Origin of the sequence: Bacillus sp. ISL-57 (genome assembly GCF_018613135.1) — a bacterium.
In the GTDB taxonomy this organism is placed as follows: domain Bacteria; phylum Bacillota; class Bacilli; order Bacillales; family DSM-1321; genus Peribacillus; species Peribacillus frigoritolerans.
This window is the reverse complement of sequence record NZ_JAGGQV010000010.1, coordinates 231908-255959: the sequence shown is the minus strand read 5'-3', so window position 1 is coordinate 255959 and position 24052 is coordinate 231908. Positions and strand designations below refer to the sequence as shown.

The following is a 24052-nucleotide window of genomic DNA, read 5'->3' as shown; positions in this document are numbered from 1 at the left end:
GGTGAAGACCCCACAGGCGTTTACGCCGAGGGGGCTCACCGCCCGCCCCGCGGAAAGCGAGCATCTGGAGGGGAAATCAACCACACCTCACTACTTGGTAAATAGCAACAAAGTATGTGAAAACAGCCATTTTAAAATATATGACGGACTGTATTCATGATTTTGAGGTGGGAATTTTCAAATGAAAGGGGAGGTTTTTTTAACCCCATCCATTTTTAATAAGAATTCGATCTATGTTGAATGGATATAGTTAAGGAATTTCACTCCTAAAGCAACAACACTAATCATCCTTTTAGAGGCTATTGCAACACTTTTACTTTCTTTGTACGTGAAGAGCAAAACTTAGCATATTGGATACAATTCTAATGAATCATTTCGCTCCATTTGCAACCTTCGTCTAGTTTCGACGTATGGCAACTACTGTGCACCGAAATCCGATGAAAATGAACTTGTTTTCAAATAAAGAAGAAGAGGCTTTAACAGCCTCTTCTTTATTGAGTTTCATCTTCTTTATTATTACTTTTACTGCTATTTGCTATAAACATCGCAATTTGCGCCTTTTTTTCTACATCTAAATCAAGGGTATCGATTATGCTAAAAGGTGATTTTAATAAGGGGGGGTGTGGTTGTGAAATCTTCGTTATTTCTTGCAAGATTTTATCTGAAGTTTGATCTTGTTGTTTAATTAACTGATTCTGAAGTTGAATCTGAAGTTCCTTCTGTTGTTCTTCTTGGTGTTGGAGTTGGTCTTGAATTTTCTCTAGTGGCAGTGAACGCTTCGATATTTCGTGTAAGACTTTATCTAAATGCTCATCTTGTTGTTTAGATAATTTATTCTGGAGTTGAACCTGAAGATCCTTCTGTTTTTGTTCTTGGAGTTGGAGTTGGTCTTGAATTTTTTCCAGTGGTTGTGAAATCTTCGTTATTTCTTGTAAGATTTTATTTAAAGTATCATTTTGTTGTTTAATTAATTGATTCTGAAGTTGAACCTGAAGATCCTTCTGTTTTTGTTCTTGGAGTTGGAGTTGGCCTTGAATATTTTCTAATATATGGTTATATTTTTTCCTGTTGTCTTCCTTGTGATTATCTGTTTGATCATTTTTACCCATTAGGTTCCCACCCTTTTCACTATTTATTGGTTATGGAGGCACATTGTATTACATATTGTGTAGTTGGAAAAATCGTCTTCCCAATTGAAATTACTTTCACCTTTTTATGTTTCAAATAACTTTTGTTGCAGAATCAGTATATGGACAATCGGAGATAGGCTATTTCACTATTTCTTAGTATTGTCGACATGATTGTGTTGCCGTTGCCGATCATAATGATAGCAATGTACTGTAATTTATTGTGTCGGGACAACAACTGATCCATCGTAATCATTCTGGTCTATACTTCAAGAGTAATGGAAGCCCAAAAAATGGTACAGTTTAAGCAGTCTTAATCTAAATGTTTGGTATCAAATTTAGGGATGTTTGAAAATGATTCACCTCATTTTAGTTTAGGAAACCATACATGTGGTTTCCGATTTTTTTATTTGCATAGACAGATCTTTCATAGATAAATAACCATCACTTTCTTTCTATAGTTATTCAACACGCCTTTGAATGACTGAGCGTTTGTCATGTATAGACGTTAAACTTATACCATCATCAAAAAAAAATAAAAAAACCACTTTAATAAGGAAAAATCGTTATCTGGTTGTAAAAATGGTTTTACGAATATTGTAATTTGTCCTAATAAATGCCGAACGTGCACTTTTAGGAACGGGAGAAATAATGCATTTCCGCCCATATTGCGAATTTTAGAGTCTGGAGAATTCCAAACTAAAAAGTCGAACTCCTTTATGTTTAGGGTTCGACTTTCCTCTGTTGAATTTCCCTGCTTGTACAACATAATTGGTTTTGTAGGCAATTATCATGCACTTTTAGCGATACTGGCCAGCCCAAAATTTCGCATATTCTCATTTATACCGGTTTGGTTTCCTATACCGCATTGAAGTCGATATTTTTTTGCCATTCTTCATACGATTCAGGATCGATTTTCTTTGCTTGTTTCAGGAAAGTATCCAATAACCCCAATTTCTTTAAATCACGAAACATCTTTGGATTATATGGATCATTCATTGTGAGGCCATCTGAATGATCGATTGCTTTCAGCACATTTCCCTTTGTTACAACAAAATGTCCGATTGAGGTCTTGATTCTAATAAATCCAACTCTCTTCAGTTCCTTTCGAATCATTATGATTTGTTCTGTAATCGATTCGGGAATATCTTGCTTCCCTTTCAAAAAATCTTTTAGATTAGGACCTTTTAAATATTCCATAATTACATAGTTTGGTCCGACTTCATATAACCTCGGAACAATATGAGTATCCTTAGCTGCTTCAAGTGCTTTCCCCTCTTTAGTTGCTGCATTTGGATTGACATAGAGTTTTACGCAAATATCTTCATCAAGCTGAAAAACTGCACCTTGACTTCCTGCCCCAATTAGTTTTAATGTGGTTGGATTATGAATAAGAAGTTCCTTTTTACCGTTCTTTTCAATTCTTTCAACCCTAATTAATTTAAAATCATTCATCTGATCTACCACCTCTTTGCTACTTATTAATAACCATAATATCTATACTATGAAATCATCGAATAGTTGCTTTAGGATAATAACACTTTTTCATAAAATTAAGTCATACCTTCTTTTATTGAGTTCTTAAGGAAAGCCTTTCCTAGCATTTCTTCAGATTCTTATGCTCATACACATACAAATAAGAATTTTACAAAAAACAAACAAATATATGTACTTGTCCGTTTCAAATCTTTTCCATTTTGCATTTACTATAAAAGTGGATTAACCAGAAAATATCAGAAAGGGGACTTGAGATGGGGTACATTGAAGATTTACGTGCTCTCGTTGGAACTAGAGCTTTGATACTTACTGGGGTCACCGTTTTGGTTATCGATCAGAACAGCCGTTTTCTAATGGTACAATCCGAAAAAATGTGGAAATTGCCGGGCGGCTTCATCGAATTAGGAGAATCTGCGGAAGAGGCATGCAGACGTGAAATTTTGGAGGAAACAGGAATTAACATCGGAAACCTTCAATTAATTGGCGTTTTTTCAGGGAAGGACTATTTTACGAAGCTGCCTAATGGTGATCAATACTTTTCAGTCAACATTGCTTACGTTACCGAAGAAATACTCAGCGGAGATTTAAAACCTGATGATATAGAAATACAAAAAGTACAATTTTTTAAATGGTCCGCTTTTCCGAATGATCTTTCTGAACGAGATCGCCAAATATTTCAAAGTTTTATCGAAAATTTGATTTTAGATAGAAGAAAGGGATTGAAATAGTGAAGACAATCGCTTTTTACATTAGAGAACCTATAAAAATCAATCAAGGATTTATGTACAATCAAATCATTATGCTGGATCAATATCGTCCTATTGTTATAGGACCTTACCCAAATTGCGACAATGTTCAATATCAGTTTGAACACTATTATAATTTGAACGAAATTCAAGACCTTGGAGCCTTCTTTAAGGAGCAGAATGTCGTCGCGATTCACGCTCATCAGGGGAAACATTCCATCGATATATTACCAGCAGCTATTGAGTATGATATACCTTTGGTTGTTCATTTTCGAGGGCGTGATTCCTCCACTCAAACATATAAGCGGTTTCGCAAAAATGTCCTCCGATATCAAAATTTAGTAAAACATGGAGCTGCTTGTTTTACAGTTTGCCATTTCTTGGCAGATGAATTAAAAAAATTAGGGTTTAAAGAAGATAAGATACATGTATTATATGGCGGTCTAAATTTAGATCTATACCCATATGTCCAACGTTCCCTGCCTAAGGAAGGAGAAATTCGAATATTGTCTGTTGCCAGACTTGTCGAGAAAAAAGGATTCCTTACGCTTTTGAAGGCCTTTCAACGGATTCATCAGGAATACCCAAGAACGACACTGCACATCATTGGGACAGGTAAAGATGAAGAGAAGATAAGAGTTTTCATTGATGAAAATCAATTAAACGAACGCGTTTTTCTTAGGGGGCCAATGGATTCTAACCAAATTTCTAAGGAATTAAGTGACTCGCATCTCTTTTGCCTCGCCAGTGAAACAGGCGAAGATGGCGATGTAGAAGGGATTCCAAATGCATTAAAAGAAGCCATGGCAAGCGGTTTACCAGTCATCTCCACCTTTCACGGTGGGATTCCGGAATTGATTGAGCATAAAAAAACAGGTTACCTTGTTCCTGAGAAAGATGATTTAAAATTGTCTCAAGGTCTAAAATATTTCCTGAGTCATCCAAGAGTATGGAAGAGATATACCAGAAGTGCAAGACAGGTAATTGATGAAAATTTCGATTTGAATAAACAAATTATCGAACAACAACGGCTATACAGCTTAATAGAAAAAAATAACGGGGTTAATTGACATGGGAACTATGGGTCGTTGAGCTCGTATAAACATGTTCCTTCCCTTCCTTTTGTCCTCTTCGGACTAGTAATACCCAAGACGAAATCATAAAAATACTCCCAAGTTACATTCCAAAAATACAAATTTAGTTCAGATGCCAATATTCGTGTTTATTATTGAAAACTCTACTAGAACTTAGTGAAGGCGCCCATTTTGTCCATATGTTTGGCCCAGGACTCGGGTGATATTGAGTATGCAAAATGCGTTCCCAGGTACTGTATCACTTCCAAAGAAACTTACCCAATGGCCTTCTCTATGATAAATGAAGGGATTTAACATCATTTGTATTCCTTCCCATAAGAATTAACTTTACCTAATCCTTCCCTGTAGAGTGGGGAGTCCAAAAGGAGAAAGTGAAGCGCTGTACAAATTTTTTTTAGTAAAGAAAAGTCATTTACCGAACCTTATAACCAATTTCATCAATCAATCCAGAATTCAATAATGTTAATAAAAAAGATAAGGTGAAAATGAAAAAAAGCTAGACAAATATTTTTAAAGGAGACAAAGTGATATGACAAAATATCCAGTTCGATATGTACAAACATTAAGGGGCGGAACCGCACATGTCATTCTTTTCAGCGATGGTAAAGAATATGTCGTGAAGTGGTTTGATACTAAGAAAGGCAGGGAAAAAGAAGTGGTCAATGAATACCTGATTGGAAAGTTGGCCGAGCTCCTTTCACTTCCCGTTATCCCATTTGACCTTGTATATATACCGGAAGAATTCATCAAGAAAACGCCTGAATTACAATCCACTGAACACAATTATAGATCTGGATACCAATATGGCTGTGTTTTTATTAAAAACAGTACCGTTTTCGAGAATGTTAGAGAAAATCCTCCCACAAAGACGGATGTTAAAAACCGAGATATGCTTGCCGGTATAACGGTATTCGACCAATGGGTGAATAACTCTGACCGAGGTACGATGAATGTCATTTTGGAAAATCTCAGTGATGGGGGCTATTATGTCCATATGATTGATCATGGCAGGGTTTTTCCAGGACGCTACCAATGGTCTGCTCAAACGCTAAGTGAAACACCGGTTTATAACTACCATTGGCCTTTTTATAAATGGGCCTTCTCTCTTCTCGATGATAACAAAGAGCTTACATCGTTTATTGAAAAAATAGAGAAATTGCCGAACAAATCGATCTATCAAGTAATAGAATCCATCCCTAAAGAGTGGAATGTCAAAACGAAGGACAGAGATGCTCTCTACAAGTTTCTTTTAGAACAGAAAAATAAATTGCCTGATATCGTAGAACGTATCATCCAGCATCATAACAATCCCAAATAATAACGCTGGTTTTTTCCATAGAAAAAAGTACCTTTTGCTTTAAAGGAGGTACTTTTTTTATTTATAAATCTTTCCATTCCATATAGGATTCGGGATCCATTTCTTTTAACTTTTCCAAGAACAATGGTAATAGTCCCAACTTCTTTAAACCTTTGAATATCAACTCTGGCTTGTTTCGAATCCTTGTATAGGAGCTATAATGATCTATTACTTTTAATTCCTCTTCCTTAGTGACAATAATGTGGCGTAAATCGGCATCCATTCTGGTAAACTTTAAACGCTTCATTTCATTGAGCACAAAAAGAATTTGCCCCATCAAATTTTCGGATAGGATCCCCCCAGATTCTAAATACTGAAATAAAGTTGGCCCTTCGAGATATTCCATAATAATATAGTTATGCCCCACTTCATAAAGCCGTGGAATAGTGGGTGACTCCTGTGCCATTTTTAATACATTCCCCTCTATAGCCGCATATTCTGGTTTTGCACAAATTTTCACACATTTGATTGAAGTAATTTTAAAAACGGCCCCTTGCGCTCCATTTCCAATCAATGGAAACAAAGTTGGATTTTTTATGACATCCACTTTTTTAATTCCTTCAGTTACAAAGATAGATTTAAAGTCCTCCACTTTCGATCACTCCTTCACATTCGCTATCGTACTATTGCTTTTTATTCTTTGTTTCTTTTTCTCTAAGCTTTTTAGTGATAAACCTCCGTCCCCTTATCATTGTGCACATTCCGAAAGGAAACGTCTTTGATTATAAGGTTAAGAGAATAGATTATATAAACCCTTCTATAATAAAGGTGGAATGATATACCTTTCACAAAAATGAGAACTAGTAAGCATCATTTTTACTCTTATTTGATCAGAAAGAAAAATTCGCGTAAGGGTTTTAGTGAAAATACACACATGAAAAATCTATGCAAAAAGACTTGTTCATATTGTGAGCTTCCTATATTTTATGTAAAAGATTAAAGTTTGCTATAGTCAAGCGCCAGTTCATACAGTAATTTTTACTTGTCGACGGAAATAAGTAACAGATACATAACAATGTCATGGTATAATTAACATAGGAAAACGCTTACAGAATAATCCAAACTTTTTGTTCTGAAAATTCATTCTTTTGGGAGTCGATGAAAGTTGACAGTGGATAATAAAACAAGTAAAGAACAAACGATTTTTAATCATATTGGAAATAAAATCAAAACGGAAGACAGAGAAATCAATGTAGTTGCTAGATTAGAAGAACCTCTAATTGCTGTTTTAGAAAATGTTTTGAGTGACGATGAATGTGACAAACTTATTGAATTGTCAAAAGACAAAATGAATCGTTCCAAAATTGGAGTTACGCACGAAGTAAATGAGATAAGAACAAGCAGCAGTATGTTTTTTCAAGAAAATGAAAATGACATCATTACCAAAATTGAAAAAAGGATATCAACAATCATGAATATACCCGTTGAACATGGAGAGGGTATTCAAATTCTTAAATACAATCCTGGACAAGAGTATAAAGCTCATTTTGATTTTTTTACATCTTCAAGTAATGCAGCAAAAAATAATAGAATTAGCACAATCATCTTGTACTTAAATGATGTGGAGCATGGAGGGGAAACTTTTTTTCCTAAATTGAATTTTTCAGTATTCCCGCGAAAGGGAATGGCTGTGTATTTCGAATATTTCTACAACGATAAAAACCTAAACGAACTAACCTTACACGGTGGGGCGCCCGTTATCACTGGGGAAAAATGGGTTGCAACACAATGGATGAGGAGACAAAGTAGCCGCTCATGATGTGTAAACGATAGACTTTAATAGCCTCAATTTTAGGTGCCTTATGAACAAAGGCACCTATTCGTTCATTTAAAAATAAAATCGCCAAACAAAAAATAATCATCAATGTTTCAAATTACGCTTTACCCTAGGTTTGTCTTTAGGTTTGATGTAAAAACATCATTGCAAGCATTCACTATTCATTTACCTTTGCTGCTCTTTCTAAAATTATCGTAATCAGTCTTAATGTAATGAAATACCTTCGCATTGCCATTATGGTCTGGATGAGTTATTTTTAGTAACCCTTTATATTCTGCCAATACTTCTTTATCGCTCGCCATTTTAGAGAGCCCTAATTTTTCACTATAATCATTTGATAAGGTAGTGGAGTCAATCATGTAATTGTTTCTGATTTTTTCTTTTAATTTTATCAATTCATTACCTAATTCAATATTTTCTTTTAATAGATCCTTTGACTCATTCTGCAATTCTTTTTTCTCATTCTTTAGAATCGCAACTTCCTTTTTGAACATATCCCTTTGCTGAATCAATATTCTTTTTGCAGTCTCATGAAGCTCTTCGATACCTTCTATATGCTTTTCTTGAGCTTGTATTTTTAATTTTAATCGGTGTATGATTTCGTCCTTATTTTGCTTTATCATATCATTTATAGCCAGCTTTGAAGCTGTGTCATCGCTTATGTATCCGGTGCTCCTCTTTCCGTTCCCCGCGTATTTAATCTTACCTTCGCCAAGCCAGCGCCTGACAGTCTGTACACTATTACTTTCTGTTACTCCTGCATCTTTTAACATTTCAAATGCTTGATCTGCGTCATCCATTAAGTATCCAGTTTTCCTATTCCCGTTACCTCCCTCATATTTAATCTTACCTTCACGAAGCCAGCGTCTAACAGTTTGTATACTACTGCTTTCTGTTACTCCTGCATCCTTTAACAGGTCGAAAGCTTGATCTGTGTTCACATTGTTCCCCCTTTCCCCTTATTACGTAATGAAATGTTACTTGAATGATATGATAGTACCTTTAAAAATGGAGAATTTTACAAATAAGGAGCCTGATTTGTATGTCAATGTTTTAAATAATAGCATAGCCATTTTCTAAACAAAGAACAAATTGATGAAGAATATATGACGAATATCACAGGGAGATAACGATAATGTATCAAATTTAAAAGTGTGGAAGAAAAAGTTTTCAGTAACTACGTAATCATGATATCAATAGTGGAGTTAATTGGAATATATACATTCAGATAGGATCCAGAAACCAGGGACAGTGAGAATGGGCGACTACATAAGATATAAACGTGATGTTATCTTATAAGCTACCATGGGGGTCTTTTGATGCCCTATGAAATGAGATAAGGGTCATAGTAAAAAAATCCCTATCTCTCAGTGATATTAGCGAGAAATCGAGATTTTTTTATTCACAAATTACAGCTGCAACTATTCACCAACACAGCTTCTATTTTTAACTAGAAAAATTTATTTTTCACCCTCTGTATAAATTTGAAAGGTTACACCGAATTTGTCTGTTACAATCCCATAAGCAGGGCTGAAAAAAGCTTCCTGTAGAGGCATTTTCACTTCTCCACCTTGCGACAAAGTTTCAAAGATCCGTTTTGATTTTTCAATTTCGTTAATTGAAATGCAGATCGTGACTTGATCTCCAGATTGACTGGTTTGACCTGGAAACGTATCCGAAAACATGAAGTCCGTTTCCCCAACCTTTAACATTGCGTGTGCAACAAGATCCTTTGCTTCTTCTGGCAGAGGAAATTCAGGATTTTCTGGCATTTCTCCAAAAGTTTGATTAAAGAGGACTTTTGCATCCAATGCTTTTTCATAAAATTGGATCGCCTCCTTCGCATTTCCGTTCATCATTAAATATGGAGATAATCGCATGGTCATAATTTAATAACTCCTTTTGCTCTGATTTTTTACTAAGCTTGGGAAATTTCCAAGCTTGCTTTTGAACTGTCAATGGCAATAATCACTATACCATTATTACCCATGATTGAATTTTATAACACAGAACATGCGTTCGTCAACAGAAATTTACTGAAAACTATCAAATTTTTTTAAATGTTGAATTGAAAATTCCAAGGTTCTTGATGTATTGTCAAAGTATGTCACGTTATAGCAGTCATGGAAAACTTCTTTTATTAGTGGCTTTCAAATCATGAAGCATTTCAAATAAGAATAGGTGAAATGTAAAAGGCATGACCCTAGTAGATTAACGGGATCATGCCTCAAGACTGCTTAAAAAGTGTTTGAATTTTTGTAATGTCGCTTAATGTTATTAACCTGCTATCATTTCGGAATCCTGTGTTTTTTTAAGTTTTGGTAACTTAGAGTCTATAGACAGGAAGCGGCTTCCATTCAATACCAAGTGAAGGGCAATAATCATAAGAACTAGATCCAGTTCATACCCTGAGCCTTCTCCATTCCCCATAAAACCTGCTGGGAATTTCACATAAACAATTGCACCAGCCATGATGAATACAAGTAGCGCAGAAATTATTCTTGTTCCAAGGCCTATTATTAAAGCAATTCCTCCAACCAATTCAATCATACCGACTACATAGGCCATGAATCCCGGAATGCCTATACTTTGAAACCACCCTGAAGTGTTTTCCAATCCACCTTTGAATTTTGACAAACCATGCAAGAAAAAAGAAATTCCCAACATAACTCTTAATAAAAAGGTACCGATTTCTTGTTTATTCATGACACATCTCCTTTTTTTATTTAACACTACAAAGTGTAGTGTAAAGTGGTAAAAAAATCAAGTGAAAGTCATCAGACAATCACTATCGTCATTCCTATAAGGATAACCAAAACATAAATGGAAACAAAAATCGTGGTAGTTTCAGCCCTTAAAGGAATCGTTTTATGGGGATCAATTAATTGCTGTAGTCTATAGTTAACTGATTCATTCGAGAAATAAACAAGGACAGGAGAGGATTTATCAGTGCACCCATGTTTAATTAACTTCAATAAAGCGGCACTTATTCCTAATTCAGTCCCCATTTTATGAATCGCATTTTCGTCGGCTGATAATTCACTTATTATTTTGTAATTTTTATGACACCATTTTGTCAGTGGGACAAACCATAACGCATTTGAAATCAACTGTAAAATAAAGATGACCAGTGGATCATATTTCTTTTGGTGAAAAGCTTCATGCTCCACTACCGCTTCTAGTTCATCAAAGTCCAGTAATTGAATTAAAGCCGTGCTGAACACAATGAAAGGCCGCCTGAAACCAAGCGTAAACGCAAGAGGCTGTTCAGCGTTCACAACCAAGATATCATTGTTGTCCCGATTGAATGTTTCATTTACATTCCTTGTCATATCAACGTTTTTTGAAAGAAAAAGCTTTTGTTTAAACCTTCTGGATAAGAAAAATTGCTCAGCAATTTTGAATAAGCTGCTTAATATACTATAGGATATTATTATACTGAGCAGTGTGATGACCACAAAGTAGTATACTGAATCTTCCTTGAATAAACTAAAACAAAATTTAAAGAAATTAGCTTTAATATTCACACCAAAAAAGATGTGTACTAAAAAAGCTCCCATTTGGCACCATACTACACAGGCAATTAAAAGACTCAGGCTTATTACAAAATAAGACTTTTTCTTCCACATTATAATTTATCCTTTTTTAACGATTGAATTTTTTGTTCCAATTTTTCAATTAAACCTTGGTCAGCGTCTTTCATGGCATCCAGCATATGGCTTATGACCGCTCCACCAAATTCATCCAGCAAGTTCTCAGTCAGTTTCTTTGACTGCTCTTCAAAAAACTCCTCTTTGGACTGCACCGGGCGAAATAATGAAAGCCTTCCTTCAGACCTCTTTTCAAGAATGCCTTTTTCGACTAAACGATTCATGACGGTCATTACTGTGTTGAAATTGATAGGTTTGTCAAGTTCCAATGATTGTTGAACCGCTTTAATGCTTTGTTCATCTTTATCCCATAAATATTCCATGATATTTGCTTCCAATGGACCAAAGAAACGATTCAGTCCAACTTCATCATATTTAAAATTTTTAATATTCATCCTTTTCCACCTCTCACTACAAATTGTAGTGGAAATCACTGTTACAATCAAGTTTCATCCGGAAGATTTGAACGTTGATTTCCACTCCAGGTACTTATTTTCACCTCAGGAGTCTCCTACCTTCCGTTCCAATCAACTGAAACGTTTATAAATAAAAAAATGTAGATAAACTGGCTTTTATTCGAGTTTGATACACTCTAAAACGAGCCTTTTACAGGCACGTTTCAATAATTAATAGTAATCCTTTGTCCTCCATTTCCTCAAATTTATAAATGTAAAAGGAAGTCAATTTTGTCTAGGGCTTCATTACTTAGATAACCAGCTGAAAGGAACACACTGTACTATTGCTTCAATTATAGTGCCCGGTGATGGAGCATGAATAAAGGTTGCTGAAGCAGCCTTTATTTAAATGATAAGAAATATATACATAAATTTGAATGGAGGAGTGAAGATGATTATAAAAACGACGGAAGCGAATTGCATATCATTGCAACAGCTAATACAGATTCAATCGTACTAACAGATGAGAAAAGTGCATTGGACATTATTATGACGATTAGTAGCAAAACCGGTAGCAGTCGAATAGCACTAAACAAGAAGCAATTTCAGAAGATTTTTTAAAGTTAAGTACAAAAAAGCTAACTCAGCTATAGAAACAACTAAAAACCTTTTGGCATTGTTTATTACCAAGACCTTCTGGTTCTCCACCTTTCTTACACTCCACTTCCTTTTTTTACTTTTAAGGGGGATTAAAATTTGTCTAGGAATTTAAAAACGAGCCTATTTGGGCTCGTTTTCAGTATATCGTCGGCATGGTCTTCCCAAACCTTCATTTTTATAGGAAACTTGCATCTATTTTTTTATTATTTTATCCGGATGATCACTATTAATCGTAACTCTTTGTGCAAGTTCCTCTATTTCAGCAGAATCATAAAAATGATATCCTTTTGCCGTCGTTTGGGCTGCAACGTACATTGCAGCAGCTACTTTGTTTGCTTCTATTGCACGATATGGACGTAAAAGGCCTACAAAGACAAATTTTGCAAAAGTACTTAGCAGCCCAGAAATCTTTTCACCTGCCCTGAATTCCTTTCGTTCTCCAAGAAGTAAGGAAGGACGGAAAATATGTACAGTATTCAATGCCAGATGTTGTAGTGTATCTTCCACCTCACCTTTAACACGGCTGTAGAAGAACTTTGATTTGGAATTGGCACCCATGGCCGTAATGACGAGTATTTTTTCAACATTGGATGTCTTTGCCAATCTAGCTGCTTCAATTACATAGTCATAATCCACTTTACGAAATGCCTCTTTCGATTTAGCCTTTTTAATAGTTGTACCCAAACAAATGAACACATCGGTGACTTTGAACAAATCGGCATACTTGGATAAATTATCGAAATCCACAACATGTCCTATGCATTTGGGATTGGCGAGTTTCAGTGCCCTTCTTGTCAGCAAATGGATTTCACTATAGATTTTGCTTTTGCCTAGCTCTTTAACCAACTGGGTGCCTACCATACCTGTAGCGCCTAAAATCAATGCCTTCTTATTAGTCATGATTTCCTTCTTTCTATAATTAGCTTTTCAATCAACCATTTCCTTTTTATCCAACCTATCTTAATAGGACTAAGATAAATGATTCACTTGATTGAAATCATCAATTATCCAGGAATCAACTTCGAATCTAATCGTACTCAAACATGCATTGAACAAGCGCATTTCGTTGGATACGATTGACTCATTTGACATCAAGCGTAAAATAAAATGAATGACGGCTCCATGTGCAACAAGGATAACTTTCTTCTCAGGATACTCCTTCTGAATTTCCTGGAGCCCATTCATCAGCCTGTTTCGTAGAGATTCATGATTTTCCTGACCAGGATAATCTTTATCCCTGAATGCAGACTTCCTTTCCGCTGCGGTCATTCCTTCAGCGACGCCAAAATTCTTTTCAATGAATTCCATTTTTTCAATAACCGGTACTTCAATATAGTGCGAAATGATATCCGCCGTCTCCCTTGCCCTCTTCAGGGGGCTTGTAATAATTACATCCCAATCATCTTTTGACAAAAATTCACCACATTGCCGTGCCTGTATCTTTCCAAGTTCATTTAAAGGAATATCAGTCTGCCCTTGCAGCTTTCCTAGTGCATTCCAATCTGTTTGACCATGCCGCACTAAACAAATAGTAGTAATTGTCCTCAAACCCCTCTAAGTAGTTTGTTATTTTCTCACTTCTTCAATGATGGAATGTCCTTCAGTCCGTTCAAGATCTGACCATTTCCACTTTTCATGCAAGCGCAACCTTCCATCAGGCAGCATTTCAGGGGTGGAAAAACAGCTGCCTCCTCTAATTTCCCCTTTTTCATTGATATGATTATACCTGAATTCCAGAGTTCCATCCAGATTGACCAGCCCTATTAAAGTCCCTTTAACAATCTCTCCCCCCTGATAACTTGCTGAAAGAATTGAGCCGTCTTGTGAATAGTGGAAGGTAGTATTTCCTGATACTTCTCCATTTTCAGAATTGATTTTAGCTTTGAATATCCGTCCATCATAATTAAACATCATCATTCCCCCATATGAATTTATAAGGATAATGATACCAAATTAATTAAAAAAAGAATATTGAAAAATCTTATAGGATTTTTAATTCTGTGTCCATGGAAATGACACAAAAAATACATAATATTCCCCATTGAATTCCCCTATTATGATGTGGTTATATTAGGGAAGATGTTACTTATGGAATGAACAATCCCCAATTTGAAACGTCTAATTAAACTGGAAGATTTTGGTGAGGTGCTCAAGTGAAAGAAATACTTCTGATTCTACTATTACAACTTATTTATGTTCCGATTTACACATTGCGAACCATTTTCTTAGTAAAAAATATTACCATACTTGCCTCGATTCTGGGTATCGCAGAAATGTTAATATACGTTTTTGGATTATCCCTCGTATTTGGCGGTGACCAAAGCATACTCGCCATGGTTGTATATGCAGTCGGTTTTGGAATCGGAATAATTTTTGGTACGAAAATTGAGCAAAAACTTGCCATCGGTTTTATTAATGTAACCGTTAATACTCAAACCAAAAATGAACATTTAGTAGATACATTGAGGAACAACGGTTTTGGTGTAACTCTTTATACGGGCGAGGGCAGGGACAGCAACCGTTATCGTATGGAAATCTTGACCAAACGCAATCGGGAACAAGAATTGATAGCAACCGTTGAAAAGTTTGAACCTAAGGCTTTCATCATTTCATATGAACCACGTTATTTTAAAGGTGGATTTTTATTGGATCGGTTGAAAAATAAAGCAAGCTGAAAATGAAAAGCAAAAGCCCATCTTATTAAGATGGGCTTTTGCTTTATTTCGTTTTTGATTTTCTAATTCTCACTGCCCTCGTTACCGGTTGTTTTTTAATCCACTTTAAATATTTTTTTAATGCTTCATCATCTTTTAACAAAAGCACGGTATTTAGTCGGATGGCCAGTTCTCGGTTTGAATACAGTGCGTGGATCTGTTTGTGGCAAGATTTACAGAGATAGGCTATCGGTAAATGGCTTCCGCCTAATTCTCTAGGTGTTAAATGATGGATGGTCAGTTCTATCCCATCCCTGTCACAAAGCTCACAAGTACCTATCATTTCATTACTCGGCCATTATGGCTTTACGGATTTTCCTTCTTCAACAATATGAAACATCAAATGGGCAAGATGATGGATTGGTCCGTACTCTTCATTGTCATCATCTTCATCATCTTCCACTTCCACTTCATCCATCCCTTGTAAATAAAGTGCCATGAATTCATAAAAATCATTTTTAGTAAAGGAGTAACAATCACTTGGATCTTGATTATCTTCTTCATACTGTAAAACTAGATGGGATAAATCACCCTCATCATCTTCAGCATCAAAAAATACGAAATAACCGATATTTGTATCCAGTTCAAATAATCTGCGAAATCCGCGTGATGTTGCTTTTTCAAACTCAGCCGACGTCAATTTTTGCACTTGCATGCTGTCTACATTATCTTCTTGATGAAAGCCCACGATAAATGTGTTCATAATCAAACCTCCTGTTGAATATGGATAACCATTAGTATCCCCATTTAACCGAATTTATTCCATTTAGAGGTTTGTTTCCAAAACGACCGGGCAATGATCGCTGCCCATGACATCGCAGTGAATGTTTGCCTCTATTAAAGATTCCTCCAGACGTTTTGAAACAATGAAATAGTCGATTCTCCACCCAATATTCCGCTCCCTGACTTTTGCCATATATGACCACCAAGTATAGGAGCCTTCCTGGTCTGGATAAAAATGGCGAAATGTATCGATAAACCCTGAATCAAGTAATTCAGTCATCTTTCCACGTTCTTCATTTGTAAAACCAGAATTCCCTACATTGGTTTTTGGGTTTTTTAAGTCGATTTCCTGATGTGCGACATTCAGGTCGCCACAAAAGATAACCGGCTTCACCAAGTCCAATTCCTTAAGATATTTTATCATCTCATCTTCCCATTCGAGACGGTAATCCAGTCTGGATAAATCCCTTTTTGCATTTGGGGTATAAACATTCACCATATAAAAACTCTCGAATTCCAGTGTTATGATCCTGCCTTCCGGCTCCTCATCCAGCTCTCCTACACCATATTTCACAGAAAGCGGTTTTTCTTTCGTGAAAATGGCTGTACCTGAATATCCTTTTTTCAGTGCATAATTCCAATATTGATGGTACCCTTCCAACTCAAGTGAAATCTGACCTTCTTGAAGCTTTGTTTCTTGAAGGCAGAAAATATCTGCATCCACATCTTTAAAGTAATCTAAAAATCCTTTTTTAACACAAGCCCTAATTCCATTTACATTCCAGGAAACCAATTTCATATTCTCTAATATTCTCCTTATGGCCAATTAATTTCTTTACATTTCTACTATACTATTTATCTGCTTTTTTTCCCATTAGAGTACATTCGAAAACAATCTGGCAAATGATTCTTTTGAACGTTCCAGAAAACCACGATTGTTATACCCGATAGGATCTAGTTTTTCACTATCCATCATATCCTCTTTGTAATGAGTGATGAGATCTTCAATGGTGCTGCTGCCCATAAGAAAGACATTCACTTCAAAATTCAGATGGAGACTCCTCATATCCATATTTGCGGTTCCTATGGAAGCCATATCACCATCTACGATAATAAGTTTCTGATGTAGAAAACCTTTTTTGTACGAGTAAACCTCTACGCCGAATTGAAGCAGCTCACCGAAATAGGAGCGACTGCCGTATTGGGTTAAAAACCCATCATTTACTGCCGGAACCATAACCCTAACTTGTATCCCCTTAATTGCGGCATGTTTAATTGCTGCTTTAATCGCTTGATTTGGTACAAAGTATGGACTTGCAATCCAGATTGATTTTGTGGCGTTCGTGATAAGTGAATAGTAAAAATCACTCATGATCCCCTGTTGTGTATCAGGTCCGCTTGCTACCACCTGGACAGCTCCATCCCCTTGTACCACTTTATTCGTGAATTCTGGACGTCCTTGCAATACATCTTCACCGCTGACATATTCCCAATCCAAAAGGAAAACGGTATGAAGCATATATACCGCTTCACCCTTAAGGACCATATGTGTATCTCTCCAAAAACCAATGCTTTTATTTCGGCCTAAATATTCCTCTCCTACGTTTAAACCTCCCACAAAGCCAACTTCCCCATCTATGATGATGATTTTGCGGTGATTCCTAAAATTAAATTTTTGATTGAAAAAACCGTGTTTCAATGGCGAAAAGGGATAGGCTTTAATTCCTGCATTTTTCATCCGTTTAACTTCATTATTTGATAGGCTTAAGCTTCCTGCCGCATCAAAAATGAATAAAACCTCCACACCATTTTTTGCTTTTTCAATAAGGATATCTATAATTTCAGTACCAAGCCTGTCGGAACGAAAAATATAGTATTCGATATGGATGAATTTCTCAGCTTTTTTTAACTGTCTTATGATTTCTGTAAACGTTTCGTTGCCATTTTTCAATACTTCCGTTTTCGATGATGTACTAATGGTGGTCTCAGATGCATTTTTGGCAAAAGCTGCGAAAGATTGCTGATGATCATTCAGGAACGATAAATCTGGAGAGGATACCTGTGTAACAAGACTCTTCCATTCTTCTCGATCTTTTTTCCTTTTACTTCGGAATAAATACCCCTTTAAATAGAGCTGACCTGAAAATAGATAAAACACATATCCAAATACCGGGAAAAACAAAAGCACATACATCCATAAAAGTGTCTCGTGGGCAAATCTATTTTCGAGCATGAGTGAAAATAGGGTAATAAACATGACCAAAATATATAATCCAATAAAAAATAGCTTCACATCGAAGCTAACTTGAGTGAACAGGATCATATAAACGGAAGCAATTAAAATAAATAAAAATACAATTTCCATCCTTCTTCTTTTCATCTTTTCATTCTCCTACACAGCAATATTTTATATATAAATAACATATACCCATATTTGATGGTAAAAGAAACAAAACACTTACGAAAACAATGTTCGCAAGTGCTTTGTGTATTACCTATCCAATTATCCCTTCATGATAGGAATCAAACTTTCATACAGCTCCATATACTTTGATGAGGATGATGTCCAACTGAAGTCTAACTTCATTGCATTTTCGGCCATTTTCCTCCATCTTTTCGGCTGGAATTTGTACAGACCAACGGATTGCTCAATTGTATGGAGCATATCGTGTGCATTATAATTCGTAAAGCTGAAGCCATTGCCTTCACCAGTAAATTGATTATACGGTATGACCGTATCACGAAGTCCGCCAGTTTCCCTCACTAAAGGCAGTGTACCATACCGCAGTGCCAAGAGTTGGCCAATACCACATGGTTCGAATTGTGACGGCATCAGGAATAAATCAGAACCTGCATATATCCTTCTAGCCAACCCCTCATCAAAATATGTGTGGACTGAAACCTGATTTGGATATTGGTCAGCTAAATGACGAAATGCCGATTCATATTGCTCTTCACCCGTACCTAAAAGAATGAATTGAACTCCTTGGTTCATCATTTCATGAAAAACATGGAGTACAAGATCTATTCCTTTTTGATCAACAAGCCTCGTTACCATTGATAAAACCGGGACGTCATCATTGACAGGAAGACCCAGCGATTCCTGTAGCTGACGTTTATTCTCCATCTTACCCTCATAAGAATCGAATGGAACAGCAAGATGTTCATCTGCTGCAGGATTATATTCCTCATAATCGATTCCGTTGATAATACCTTTAAGTTCACCATTTCTCTTACGTAAAAATCCATCCAGATTTTCCCCGAAATAAGGAATCTGAATTTCTTCCGCATAACTTGGGCTGACAGTTGTAACTATGTCAGAAAAAGCTAGACCGGCCTTCAAATAACTTACATTCCCATGAAATTCAAGACCATCGATATTAAAATATAACTCACTCAAATCGAGTAATTCAGCTAAAACAGCTTTTGGATAAACTCCTTGATAGCGTAAATTATGTATCGTAAATATCGTTTTAATATCCTGATAGAATGGATGGTTATGATAATGGGCTTTCCTCAAAACGCTGACAAGGCCCGTTTGCCAATCATGGCAGTGTATAACATCCGGTTTTTCTTCTAAATAGGGTAATGCCTCTAAAATGGCACGGGAAAAGAAGGCGAACCTTTCGCCATCATCGAAGAAACCATAACTACCATGTCTTTTGAAATAATATTCATTATCCAGAAAATAATATGTAATTCCGTTAGCAACAAGTTTTTCGATGCCACAAAATTGCTGGCGCCAACCAACAGGAACTTCAATGCTCGTCATATGTTCCAATTCCTGTTTGTATTGGTTAGGGAGATCCCCGTATTTAGGTAGGATGACACTTACATGGACTCCCTGTTTTTTCAGCGCTTTCGGGAGCGCGCCTATTACGTCTCCGAGCCCTCCCGTTTTTATAAAAGGGGCGCATTCTGAAGCAGCAAATACAACATTCATTGCCGCACCTCCTCTGTCCTCTATTAAATTACTTCCGCTTTTTTTATTACAGTAGGCTGTTTTAAACCAATTACTGATTTTTCACTAGTAACTCTCACTTCTTTATCAGTTATGATATTTTCAACGATGGCTCCTTCTTCAATCACGCCTTTTTGCATGATGATGCTATTTCTTACTATCGCACCCTTTTTCACCTTTACACCACGGAAGAGTATACTGTTTTCGACAATCCCTTCAATATCACAACCGTTGGCTATCAATGAATTGGTAACCTTCGAAGAACTCGAATATTTGGTCGGTGCCTCATGTTTGATTTTCGTATAAACATCCCATGTATCCCCGAAGAAAGAACGGATTACCGAAGGGTTCAGGAAATTCATATTACTGGCATGAAAGCTTTCAATGGAATGGATGAATGGCATATCACCAGTAAAGTTATAGCCTTTTACGGTAAAACGATGAAGATTTGCTTTCACAGCGTCTTTCAAAAAGTCATATTCCCCACTGGCAACACAGCTTTTGATCAAGTTCACCAATAGCGTTTTACTTATGATGAAAGTTTCTAGACAAACATGGTCACCAGGTCTAGGGATGGTATAAAAGCTAATGTCAGTTATGTCTTCATCCGAATCTACCGAGCAGGTGTGATAGATTGGTTTTTCAATCAATTCCCCTACATAATCCTTATATACCATCGTGATATCCGCTTTATGTTTTTTGTGATAATCAAGCACTTCATTAAAATCCAATTTGCATACATGGCTTCCTGGGGAAATGATGACAGTATCTGCCTCTGCACGTTCGAAAAAGCTGAGATGATCATAGAATTGCTTCATATCGCCTGTTACCGTTTCATCCGGATGGATAGGGGGCAAGATGTATAAGCCTCCTGAACGCCGATCCAAGTTCCATTCTTTACCTGAGCCAAGGTGATCCATAACTGAAAGATACTTTTCTTTTGGAAAAACGGCTACTTTTGATACATCTGCATTAATGAGATTCGACATAGTAAAGTCAATCAAACGGTAGCGTCCACCAAATGGCACAGATGCTACATTACGGTGAGCAGTCAGATCTTTTAAATGTTGTCTTTCATTGATTAAATTAATAATACCCAACACATTTTCCATAGCATCTTCCCCTTTTTCTAGTTAAGAGTGATCTTTTTTTTGTTTGGATTGATAATGGTCTGATTTTCACCAATTAAGGTAATATCGGATGTCACCGCTGAATTGCCAACTACGGCCCCATCTTCTATAACACAATTACTGGCTATGATGCTTCTTTCTATATGAACGTTTTCACCAATCGTGACATTAGGCATGATGACTGAATCTTTTATGGTTGACCCATAGCCCACCTGTACATTATAGGATAAAACCGAATGTTCAATGTTCCCATGTATCATGCATCCTTCATTGATAAGTGACTGACTGACCTCGGCATCCGGTGATATATATTGCGGCGGATGATTTGCATTGCGGGCGAAAATTTTCCATTGCTGATCATCCAGCTGGAAATTTGGCGTATCCTCCAATAAGTCCATATGTGCCTGCCAAAGGCTTTCGACCGTTCCAACATCTTTCCAATAATCATTAAAACGGTAGGCATATAGCTTTTTTCGATCTTCAAGCATTTTTGGGATGATGTTGCTGCCAAAATCATTGGAAGAATTTTCGTCTTTTTCATCATTGATTAAATACCGTCTTAGCGTTTTCCAATTGAAAAGGTAAACTCCCATGGAAGCGAGATTACTTTTAGGATATTTTGGTTTTTCGTCAAATTGTGTGACTTTATCATCATCATTGGTATTAATGATTCCGAAACGACTTGCTTCCTGCCACGGCACTTGAATGACCGCTATTGTTGCCTCTGCATTTTTTTCGATGTGATAATCAAGCATCTTACTGTAGTCCATCTTATAAATATGGTCACCAGAGAGAATCAGTACATGTTCCGGATCATAGTTATCAATGTATTGGATATTTTGATAAACTGCATTTGCCGTCCCTTTATACCATTCACCGCCTTCTTTCCCTTGATAAGGGGGAAGTACGGAAACTCCGCCAACATCCAAATCAAGGTCCCAAGCTTTGCCATTACCAACATAATCATTTAGAATCAAAGGCTGGTATTGGGTCAGTACCCCAACAGTATCTATACCAGAATGAGTGCAGTTACTTAATGGAAAATCGATGATTCTATATTTACCGCCAAAGGGAACAGCTGGTTTTGCCAAACCAATCGTCAATTCACCTAACCTTGAACCCTGGCCTCCTGCCAATAACATTGCTATCCATTTTTTCGCTCCCATTATTCGGTCACTCTCCCCCGTCTTTTTTTTGTTTGCTTCATGAAAATTGAAATGCCTAAAGGAGGTACAGTTATTTCCATGCTGTATGGTTGATTATGGTATGGTATCTTTTTGACATTAATGGGTTCTTCATTGATCTGACCCGATCCTCCGAAAGCTGCTGAATCACTGCTGAAAACTTCTATATATTTGCCTTGGGATGGTACACCTATTTGATAGTGAGCATGAGCCTGTGCAGAAAAATTACAGACAACAATGCAATAATCGCCTTTGCGTTTACCTTTTCTCATAAAGGTGATGATACTTTGTTCACTATTGTTCGGATCGATCCATTCAAAACCTTCCTGGACATGATCCAGTCTCCAAAGGGAGGAAGTTTGGCTATAAAAGTCCTGAAGAGTACGGAAGTAATATGCCATCTTTTCGTGGGATTCATATTCCAAAAGCAGCCAATCCAATTGTTCCTCATCTTTCCATTCTATGAATTGACCAAATTCACCTCCCATAAATAGAAGCTTCTTTCCAGGATGCGTCATGAAATACCCAAAAAGCAGCCGTAAATTTGCGAACTTCTGCCAATAGTCACCTGGCATTTTATTCAATAATGACTTCTTGCCATGAACCACTTCATCATGGGAAAAGGGCAAGACGAAATTTTCTGAAAAAGCATAGAAAAATGAAAATGTTAAGAGGTTATGATGATATGGCCTTTCATTTGTTTCAAGTTTCATATAACGAAGGATATCGTTAGTCCATCCCATATTCCATTTGTAATTAAAACCCAGGCCGCCTATATCGGTAGGCGAAGTTATAAGTGGCCGGTCTGTCGCTTCTTCAGCCATCATTAATGCATTGGGATATTTCTTGAAAACCACTTCGTTAAGTTTTTGTAAAAATTGTATGGCTTCCAGGTTTTCCTCACCGCCAAACTGGTTTTTCAGCTTGACAGGCAATGGATTATCATGATTCAAGTAAACCATTGACGATACCGCATCGACACGGACCCCATCAATATGGTATTCATCCATCCAAAACATTACATTTGATATAAGGAAACTGATTACTTCTGGTTTAGTAAAATCAAAGTTGTATGTCCCCCATAACGGGCGATCTGCTCTCGTGTAATCAATTGGTTCATAGAGAGGCGTACCATCAAAACGGGAAAGTCCATGCGCATCTTTACAAAAATGGGCGGGAACCCAATCAAGGATTACACCTATCCCCTTTTGGTGGCAAAGGTTAACTAAATATTTAAAATCTTCCGGTGAGCCGTACCTACTGTTTACGGAATAATAACCCGTGACCTGGTATCCCCACGATTTATCAAAAGGGTGTTCCATTATGGCCATGATTTCAATATGTGTAAAACTATTATCAATCACATATTCAACTAATCTATCAGCCAATTCACGGTACGAATAAAATTCACCATCTTCTTTCTGTTTCCAGGTTCCGGGGTGCACTTCATAAATGGACATGGGTTTTTGATAAATATTTTCCTTTTTCCTATCGGCTATCCACTTCGAATCTTGCCATTCGAAATTATCCAGCCTTTTAATGACCGAAGCAGTATTTGGTCTGACCTCCGAATAAAAGGCATATGGATCGGCTTTTAGGATGCGTTTATTTCCGGGTGTATGTATTTCATATTTATAGAGTTCCCCTTCTTGTAATCCTGGTACGAACAACACCCAGATACCTGAACGCTCGATCCGTTTCATCACATGATCTTTTCCGTCCCAATTATTAAAATTACCGACTACTGAAACTTGCTTGGCATGGGGGGCCCAAACGGTGAAGCGTACTCCTTCATTACCTAATGTTGTCACAATGTGTGCCCCAAGCATTTTATAGCTTTCATAAAGGGTGCCTTCATGAAACAAATACAAATCGAAATCGCTTGGATAAATCTCTTGTAGCTGGTCAATAATTGTACTCAATAAAACCCCTCCATCAGTATTAACTCGATAGTATTTTACCCATCCTTCCCCAGTTATTATATATATTCGGTGAAAATGATATTAATCCTTCAAATGGAGGTGAAGTTATTGTAAT

At 36.7% G+C, this 24052-nt stretch carries 24 protein-coding genes; 5 read left to right on the top strand and 19 right to left on the bottom strand.

Features of this window, described 5'->3' with window-relative positions:
• Positions 1–491: 491 nt before the first annotated feature.
• Positions 492–1109: a hypothetical protein gene (locus tag J7I90_RS16215; RefSeq protein ID WP_214772856.1), complete on the bottom strand. Its 618-nt coding sequence runs from the start codon at positions 1107–1109 to the stop codon at positions 492–494.
• Positions 1110–1985: 876 nt separating this feature from the next.
• Entirely contained in the window at positions 1986–2582 is a 597-nt protein-coding gene (locus J7I90_RS16210; RefSeq protein WP_214772855.1) for a serine/threonine protein kinase, read from the bottom strand.
• A gap of 296 nt (positions 2583–2878) precedes the next feature.
• Between J7I90_RS16210 and J7I90_RS16205 the strand changes: the two genes are divergently transcribed.
• The 3 genes from J7I90_RS16205 to J7I90_RS16195 all read left to right on the top strand — a co-directional run bounded on the left by J7I90_RS16205 (position 2879) and on the right by J7I90_RS16195 (position 5782).
• Positions 2879–3352 (top strand): NUDIX hydrolase, encoded by a 474-nt coding sequence (locus J7I90_RS16205; RefSeq protein WP_057277580.1) that lies wholly within the window; start codon positions 2879–2881, stop codon positions 3350–3352.
• Entirely contained in the window at positions 3352–4440 is a 1089-nt protein-coding gene (locus tag J7I90_RS16200; protein ID WP_311315189.1) for a glycosyltransferase, read from the top strand. The genes J7I90_RS16205 and J7I90_RS16200 overlap by 1 nt, the downstream gene beginning before the upstream one ends.
• Positions 4441–4993: 553 nt before the next feature.
• Positions 4994–5782, top strand: coding sequence for a HipA family kinase (locus tag J7I90_RS16195; protein WP_214772854.1), 789 nt, complete (start codon positions 4994–4996; stop codon positions 5780–5782).
• A gap of 61 nt (positions 5783–5843) precedes the next feature.
• Here J7I90_RS16195 and J7I90_RS16190 read toward each other — a convergent pair whose 3' ends face one another.
• On the bottom strand, positions 5844–6413 hold the full coding sequence (locus tag J7I90_RS16190; RefSeq protein ID WP_214772853.1) for a protein kinase family protein: 570 nt from the start codon (positions 6411–6413) through the stop codon (positions 5844–5846).
• 513 nt (positions 6414–6926) lie between these two features.
• On the opposite strand from J7I90_RS16190, the gene J7I90_RS16185 reads away from it, so the two are divergent.
• Positions 6927–7580, top strand: a complete 654-nt coding sequence (locus J7I90_RS16185; protein WP_214772852.1) for a 2OG-Fe(II) oxygenase — start codon at positions 6927–6929, stop codon at positions 7578–7580.
• A gap of 179 nt (positions 7581–7759) precedes the next feature.
• Here J7I90_RS16185 and J7I90_RS16180 read toward each other — a convergent pair whose 3' ends face one another.
• The 8 genes from J7I90_RS16180 to J7I90_RS16145 form a co-directional block, all read right to left on the bottom strand.
• On the bottom strand, positions 7760–8539 hold the full coding sequence (locus J7I90_RS16180) for a hypothetical protein (RefSeq protein WP_214772851.1): 780 nt from the start codon (positions 8537–8539) through the stop codon (positions 7760–7762).
• Between the two features lie 519 nt (positions 8540–9058).
• Positions 9059–9484, bottom strand: a complete 426-nt coding sequence (locus tag J7I90_RS16175; protein ID WP_057277574.1) for a VOC family protein — start codon at positions 9482–9484, stop codon at positions 9059–9061.
• Positions 9485–9875: 391 nt separating this feature from the next.
• On the bottom strand, positions 9876–10304 hold the full coding sequence (locus J7I90_RS16170; protein ID WP_214772850.1) for a DoxX family protein: 429 nt from the start codon (positions 10302–10304) through the stop codon (positions 9876–9878).
• Between the two features lie 71 nt (positions 10305–10375).
• A complete protein-coding gene (locus tag J7I90_RS16165; RefSeq protein ID WP_251025327.1) occupies positions 10376–11158 on the bottom strand; it encodes a M56 family metallopeptidase in 783 nt (260 codons plus the stop codon).
• Positions 11159–11226: 68 nt separating this feature from the next.
• Positions 11227–11643, bottom strand: a complete 417-nt coding sequence (locus tag J7I90_RS16160) for a BlaI/MecI/CopY family transcriptional regulator (protein ID WP_048680873.1) — start codon at positions 11641–11643, stop codon at positions 11227–11229.
• Positions 11644–12495: 852 nt separating this feature from the next.
• Positions 12496–13203: an oxidoreductase gene (locus J7I90_RS16155; protein WP_214772848.1), complete on the bottom strand. Its 708-nt coding sequence runs from the start codon at positions 13201–13203 to the stop codon at positions 12496–12498.
• 69 nt (positions 13204–13272) lie between these two features.
• A complete protein-coding gene (locus J7I90_RS16150) occupies positions 13273–13842 on the bottom strand; it encodes a histidine phosphatase family protein (protein ID WP_214772877.1) in 570 nt (189 codons plus the stop codon).
• A gap of 27 nt (positions 13843–13869) precedes the next feature.
• Positions 13870–14214 carry an avidin-fold protein gene (locus J7I90_RS16145; RefSeq protein WP_214772847.1) on the bottom strand — a complete coding sequence of 115 codons (345 nt, stop codon included), beginning with the start codon at positions 14212–14214 and terminating at the stop codon, positions 13870–13872.
• A 242-nt stretch (positions 14215–14456) separates the two neighbouring features.
• On the opposite strand from J7I90_RS16145, the gene J7I90_RS16140 reads away from it, so the two are divergent.
• A complete protein-coding gene (locus tag J7I90_RS16140; protein ID WP_034306915.1) occupies positions 14457–14978 on the top strand; it encodes a DUF2179 domain-containing protein in 522 nt (173 codons plus the stop codon).
• 43 nt (positions 14979–15021) lie between these two features.
• Here the strand turns inward: J7I90_RS16140 and J7I90_RS16135 are convergent, their stop codons facing one another.
• The 8 genes from J7I90_RS16135 to glgB form a co-directional block, all read right to left on the bottom strand.
• Positions 15022–15300: an HNH endonuclease gene (locus J7I90_RS16135; protein WP_214772846.1), complete on the bottom strand. Its 279-nt coding sequence runs from the start codon at positions 15298–15300 to the stop codon at positions 15022–15024.
• Between the two features lie 15 nt (positions 15301–15315).
• Positions 15316–15720, bottom strand: coding sequence for a cytosolic protein (locus J7I90_RS16130; RefSeq protein WP_214772845.1), 405 nt, complete (start codon positions 15718–15720; stop codon positions 15316–15318).
• 63 nt (positions 15721–15783) lie between these two features.
• The gene (locus tag J7I90_RS16125) at positions 15784–16539 is read right to left on the bottom strand and encodes an exodeoxyribonuclease III (RefSeq protein ID WP_214772844.1); all 756 of its coding nucleotides are present in this window, start codon (positions 16537–16539) and stop codon (positions 15784–15786) included.
• A 75-nt stretch (positions 16540–16614) separates the two neighbouring features.
• Positions 16615–18120 carry a cardiolipin synthase gene (gene cls / locus J7I90_RS16120; protein ID WP_214772843.1) on the bottom strand — a complete coding sequence of 502 codons (1506 nt, stop codon included), beginning with the start codon at positions 18118–18120 and terminating at the stop codon, positions 16615–16617.
• 123 nt (positions 18121–18243) lie between these two features.
• Complete coding sequence (gene glgA / locus J7I90_RS16115) at positions 18244–19683, bottom strand: glycogen synthase GlgA (RefSeq protein WP_214772842.1); 1440 nt, start codon at positions 19681–19683, stop codon at positions 18244–18246.
• 23 nt (positions 19684–19706) lie between these two features.
• Positions 19707–20813, bottom strand: a complete 1107-nt coding sequence (gene glgD, locus J7I90_RS16110; protein ID WP_214772841.1) for a glucose-1-phosphate adenylyltransferase subunit GlgD — start codon at positions 20811–20813, stop codon at positions 19707–19709.
• Between the two features lie 17 nt (positions 20814–20830).
• Positions 20831–21997: a glucose-1-phosphate adenylyltransferase gene (locus J7I90_RS16105; RefSeq protein ID WP_251025313.1), complete on the bottom strand. Its 1167-nt coding sequence runs from the start codon at positions 21995–21997 to the stop codon at positions 20831–20833.
• On the bottom strand, positions 21997–23937 hold the full coding sequence (gene glgB / locus J7I90_RS16100; RefSeq protein WP_214772840.1) for a 1,4-alpha-glucan branching protein GlgB: 1941 nt from the start codon (positions 23935–23937) through the stop codon (positions 21997–21999). Before glgB ends, J7I90_RS16105 begins: the two co-directional genes overlap by 1 nt.
• Positions 23938–24052: the final 115 nt, after the last annotated feature.

Excerpts from the sequence above, each read along its gene's own strand:
- J7I90_RS16215 (WP_214772856.1), bottom strand. The coding sequence starts at position 1,109 with ATGGGTAAAAATGATCAAACAGATAATCACAAGGAAGACAACAGGAAA.
- J7I90_RS16210 (WP_214772855.1), bottom strand. The coding sequence starts at position 2,582 with ATGAATGATTTTAAATTAATTAGGGTTGAAAGAATTGAAAAGAACGGT.
- J7I90_RS16205 (WP_057277580.1), top strand. The coding sequence starts at position 2,879 with ATGGGGTACATTGAAGATTTACGTGCTCTCGTTGGAACTAGAGCTTTG.
- J7I90_RS16195 (WP_214772854.1), top strand. The coding sequence starts at position 4,994 with ATGACAAAATATCCAGTTCGATATGTACAAACATTAAGGGGCGGAACC.
- J7I90_RS16175 (WP_057277574.1), bottom strand. The coding sequence starts at position 9,484 with ATGACCATGCGATTATCTCCATATTTAATGATGAACGGAAATGCGAAG.
- J7I90_RS16170 (WP_214772850.1), bottom strand. The coding sequence starts at position 10,304 with ATGAATAAACAAGAAATCGGTACCTTTTTATTAAGAGTTATGTTGGGA.
- J7I90_RS16165 (WP_251025327.1), bottom strand. The coding sequence starts at position 11,158 with ATGGGAGCTTTTTTAGTACACATCTTTTTTGGTGTGAATATTAAAGCT.
- J7I90_RS16160 (WP_048680873.1), bottom strand. The coding sequence starts at position 11,643 with ATGAATATTAAAAATTTTAAATATGATGAAGTTGGACTGAATCGTTTC.
- J7I90_RS16155 (WP_214772848.1), bottom strand. The coding sequence starts at position 13,203 with ATGACTAATAAGAAGGCATTGATTTTAGGCGCTACAGGTATGGTAGGC.
- J7I90_RS16145 (WP_214772847.1), bottom strand. The coding sequence starts at position 14,214 with ATGTTTAATTATGATGGACGGATATTCAAAGCTAAAATCAATTCTGAA.
- J7I90_RS16135 (WP_214772846.1), bottom strand. The coding sequence starts at position 15,300 with ATGATAGGTACTTGTGAGCTTTGTGACAGGGATGGGATAGAACTGACC.
- J7I90_RS16130 (WP_214772845.1), bottom strand. The coding sequence starts at position 15,720 with ATGAACACATTTATCGTGGGCTTTCATCAAGAAGATAATGTAGACAGC.
- J7I90_RS16125 (WP_214772844.1), bottom strand. The coding sequence starts at position 16,539 with ATGAAATTGGTTTCCTGGAATGTAAATGGAATTAGGGCTTGTGTTAAA.
- cls (WP_214772843.1), bottom strand. The coding sequence starts at position 18,120 with ATGAAAAGAAGAAGGATGGAAATTGTATTTTTATTTATTTTAATTGCT.
- glgA (WP_214772842.1), bottom strand. The coding sequence starts at position 19,683 with ATGAATGTTGTATTTGCTGCTTCAGAATGCGCCCCTTTTATAAAAACG.
- glgD (WP_214772841.1), bottom strand. The coding sequence starts at position 20,813 with ATGGAAAATGTGTTGGGTATTATTAATTTAATCAATGAAAGACAACAT.
- J7I90_RS16105 (WP_251025313.1), bottom strand. The coding sequence starts at position 21,997 with ATGGGAGCGAAAAAATGGATAGCAATGTTATTGGCAGGAGGCCAGGGT.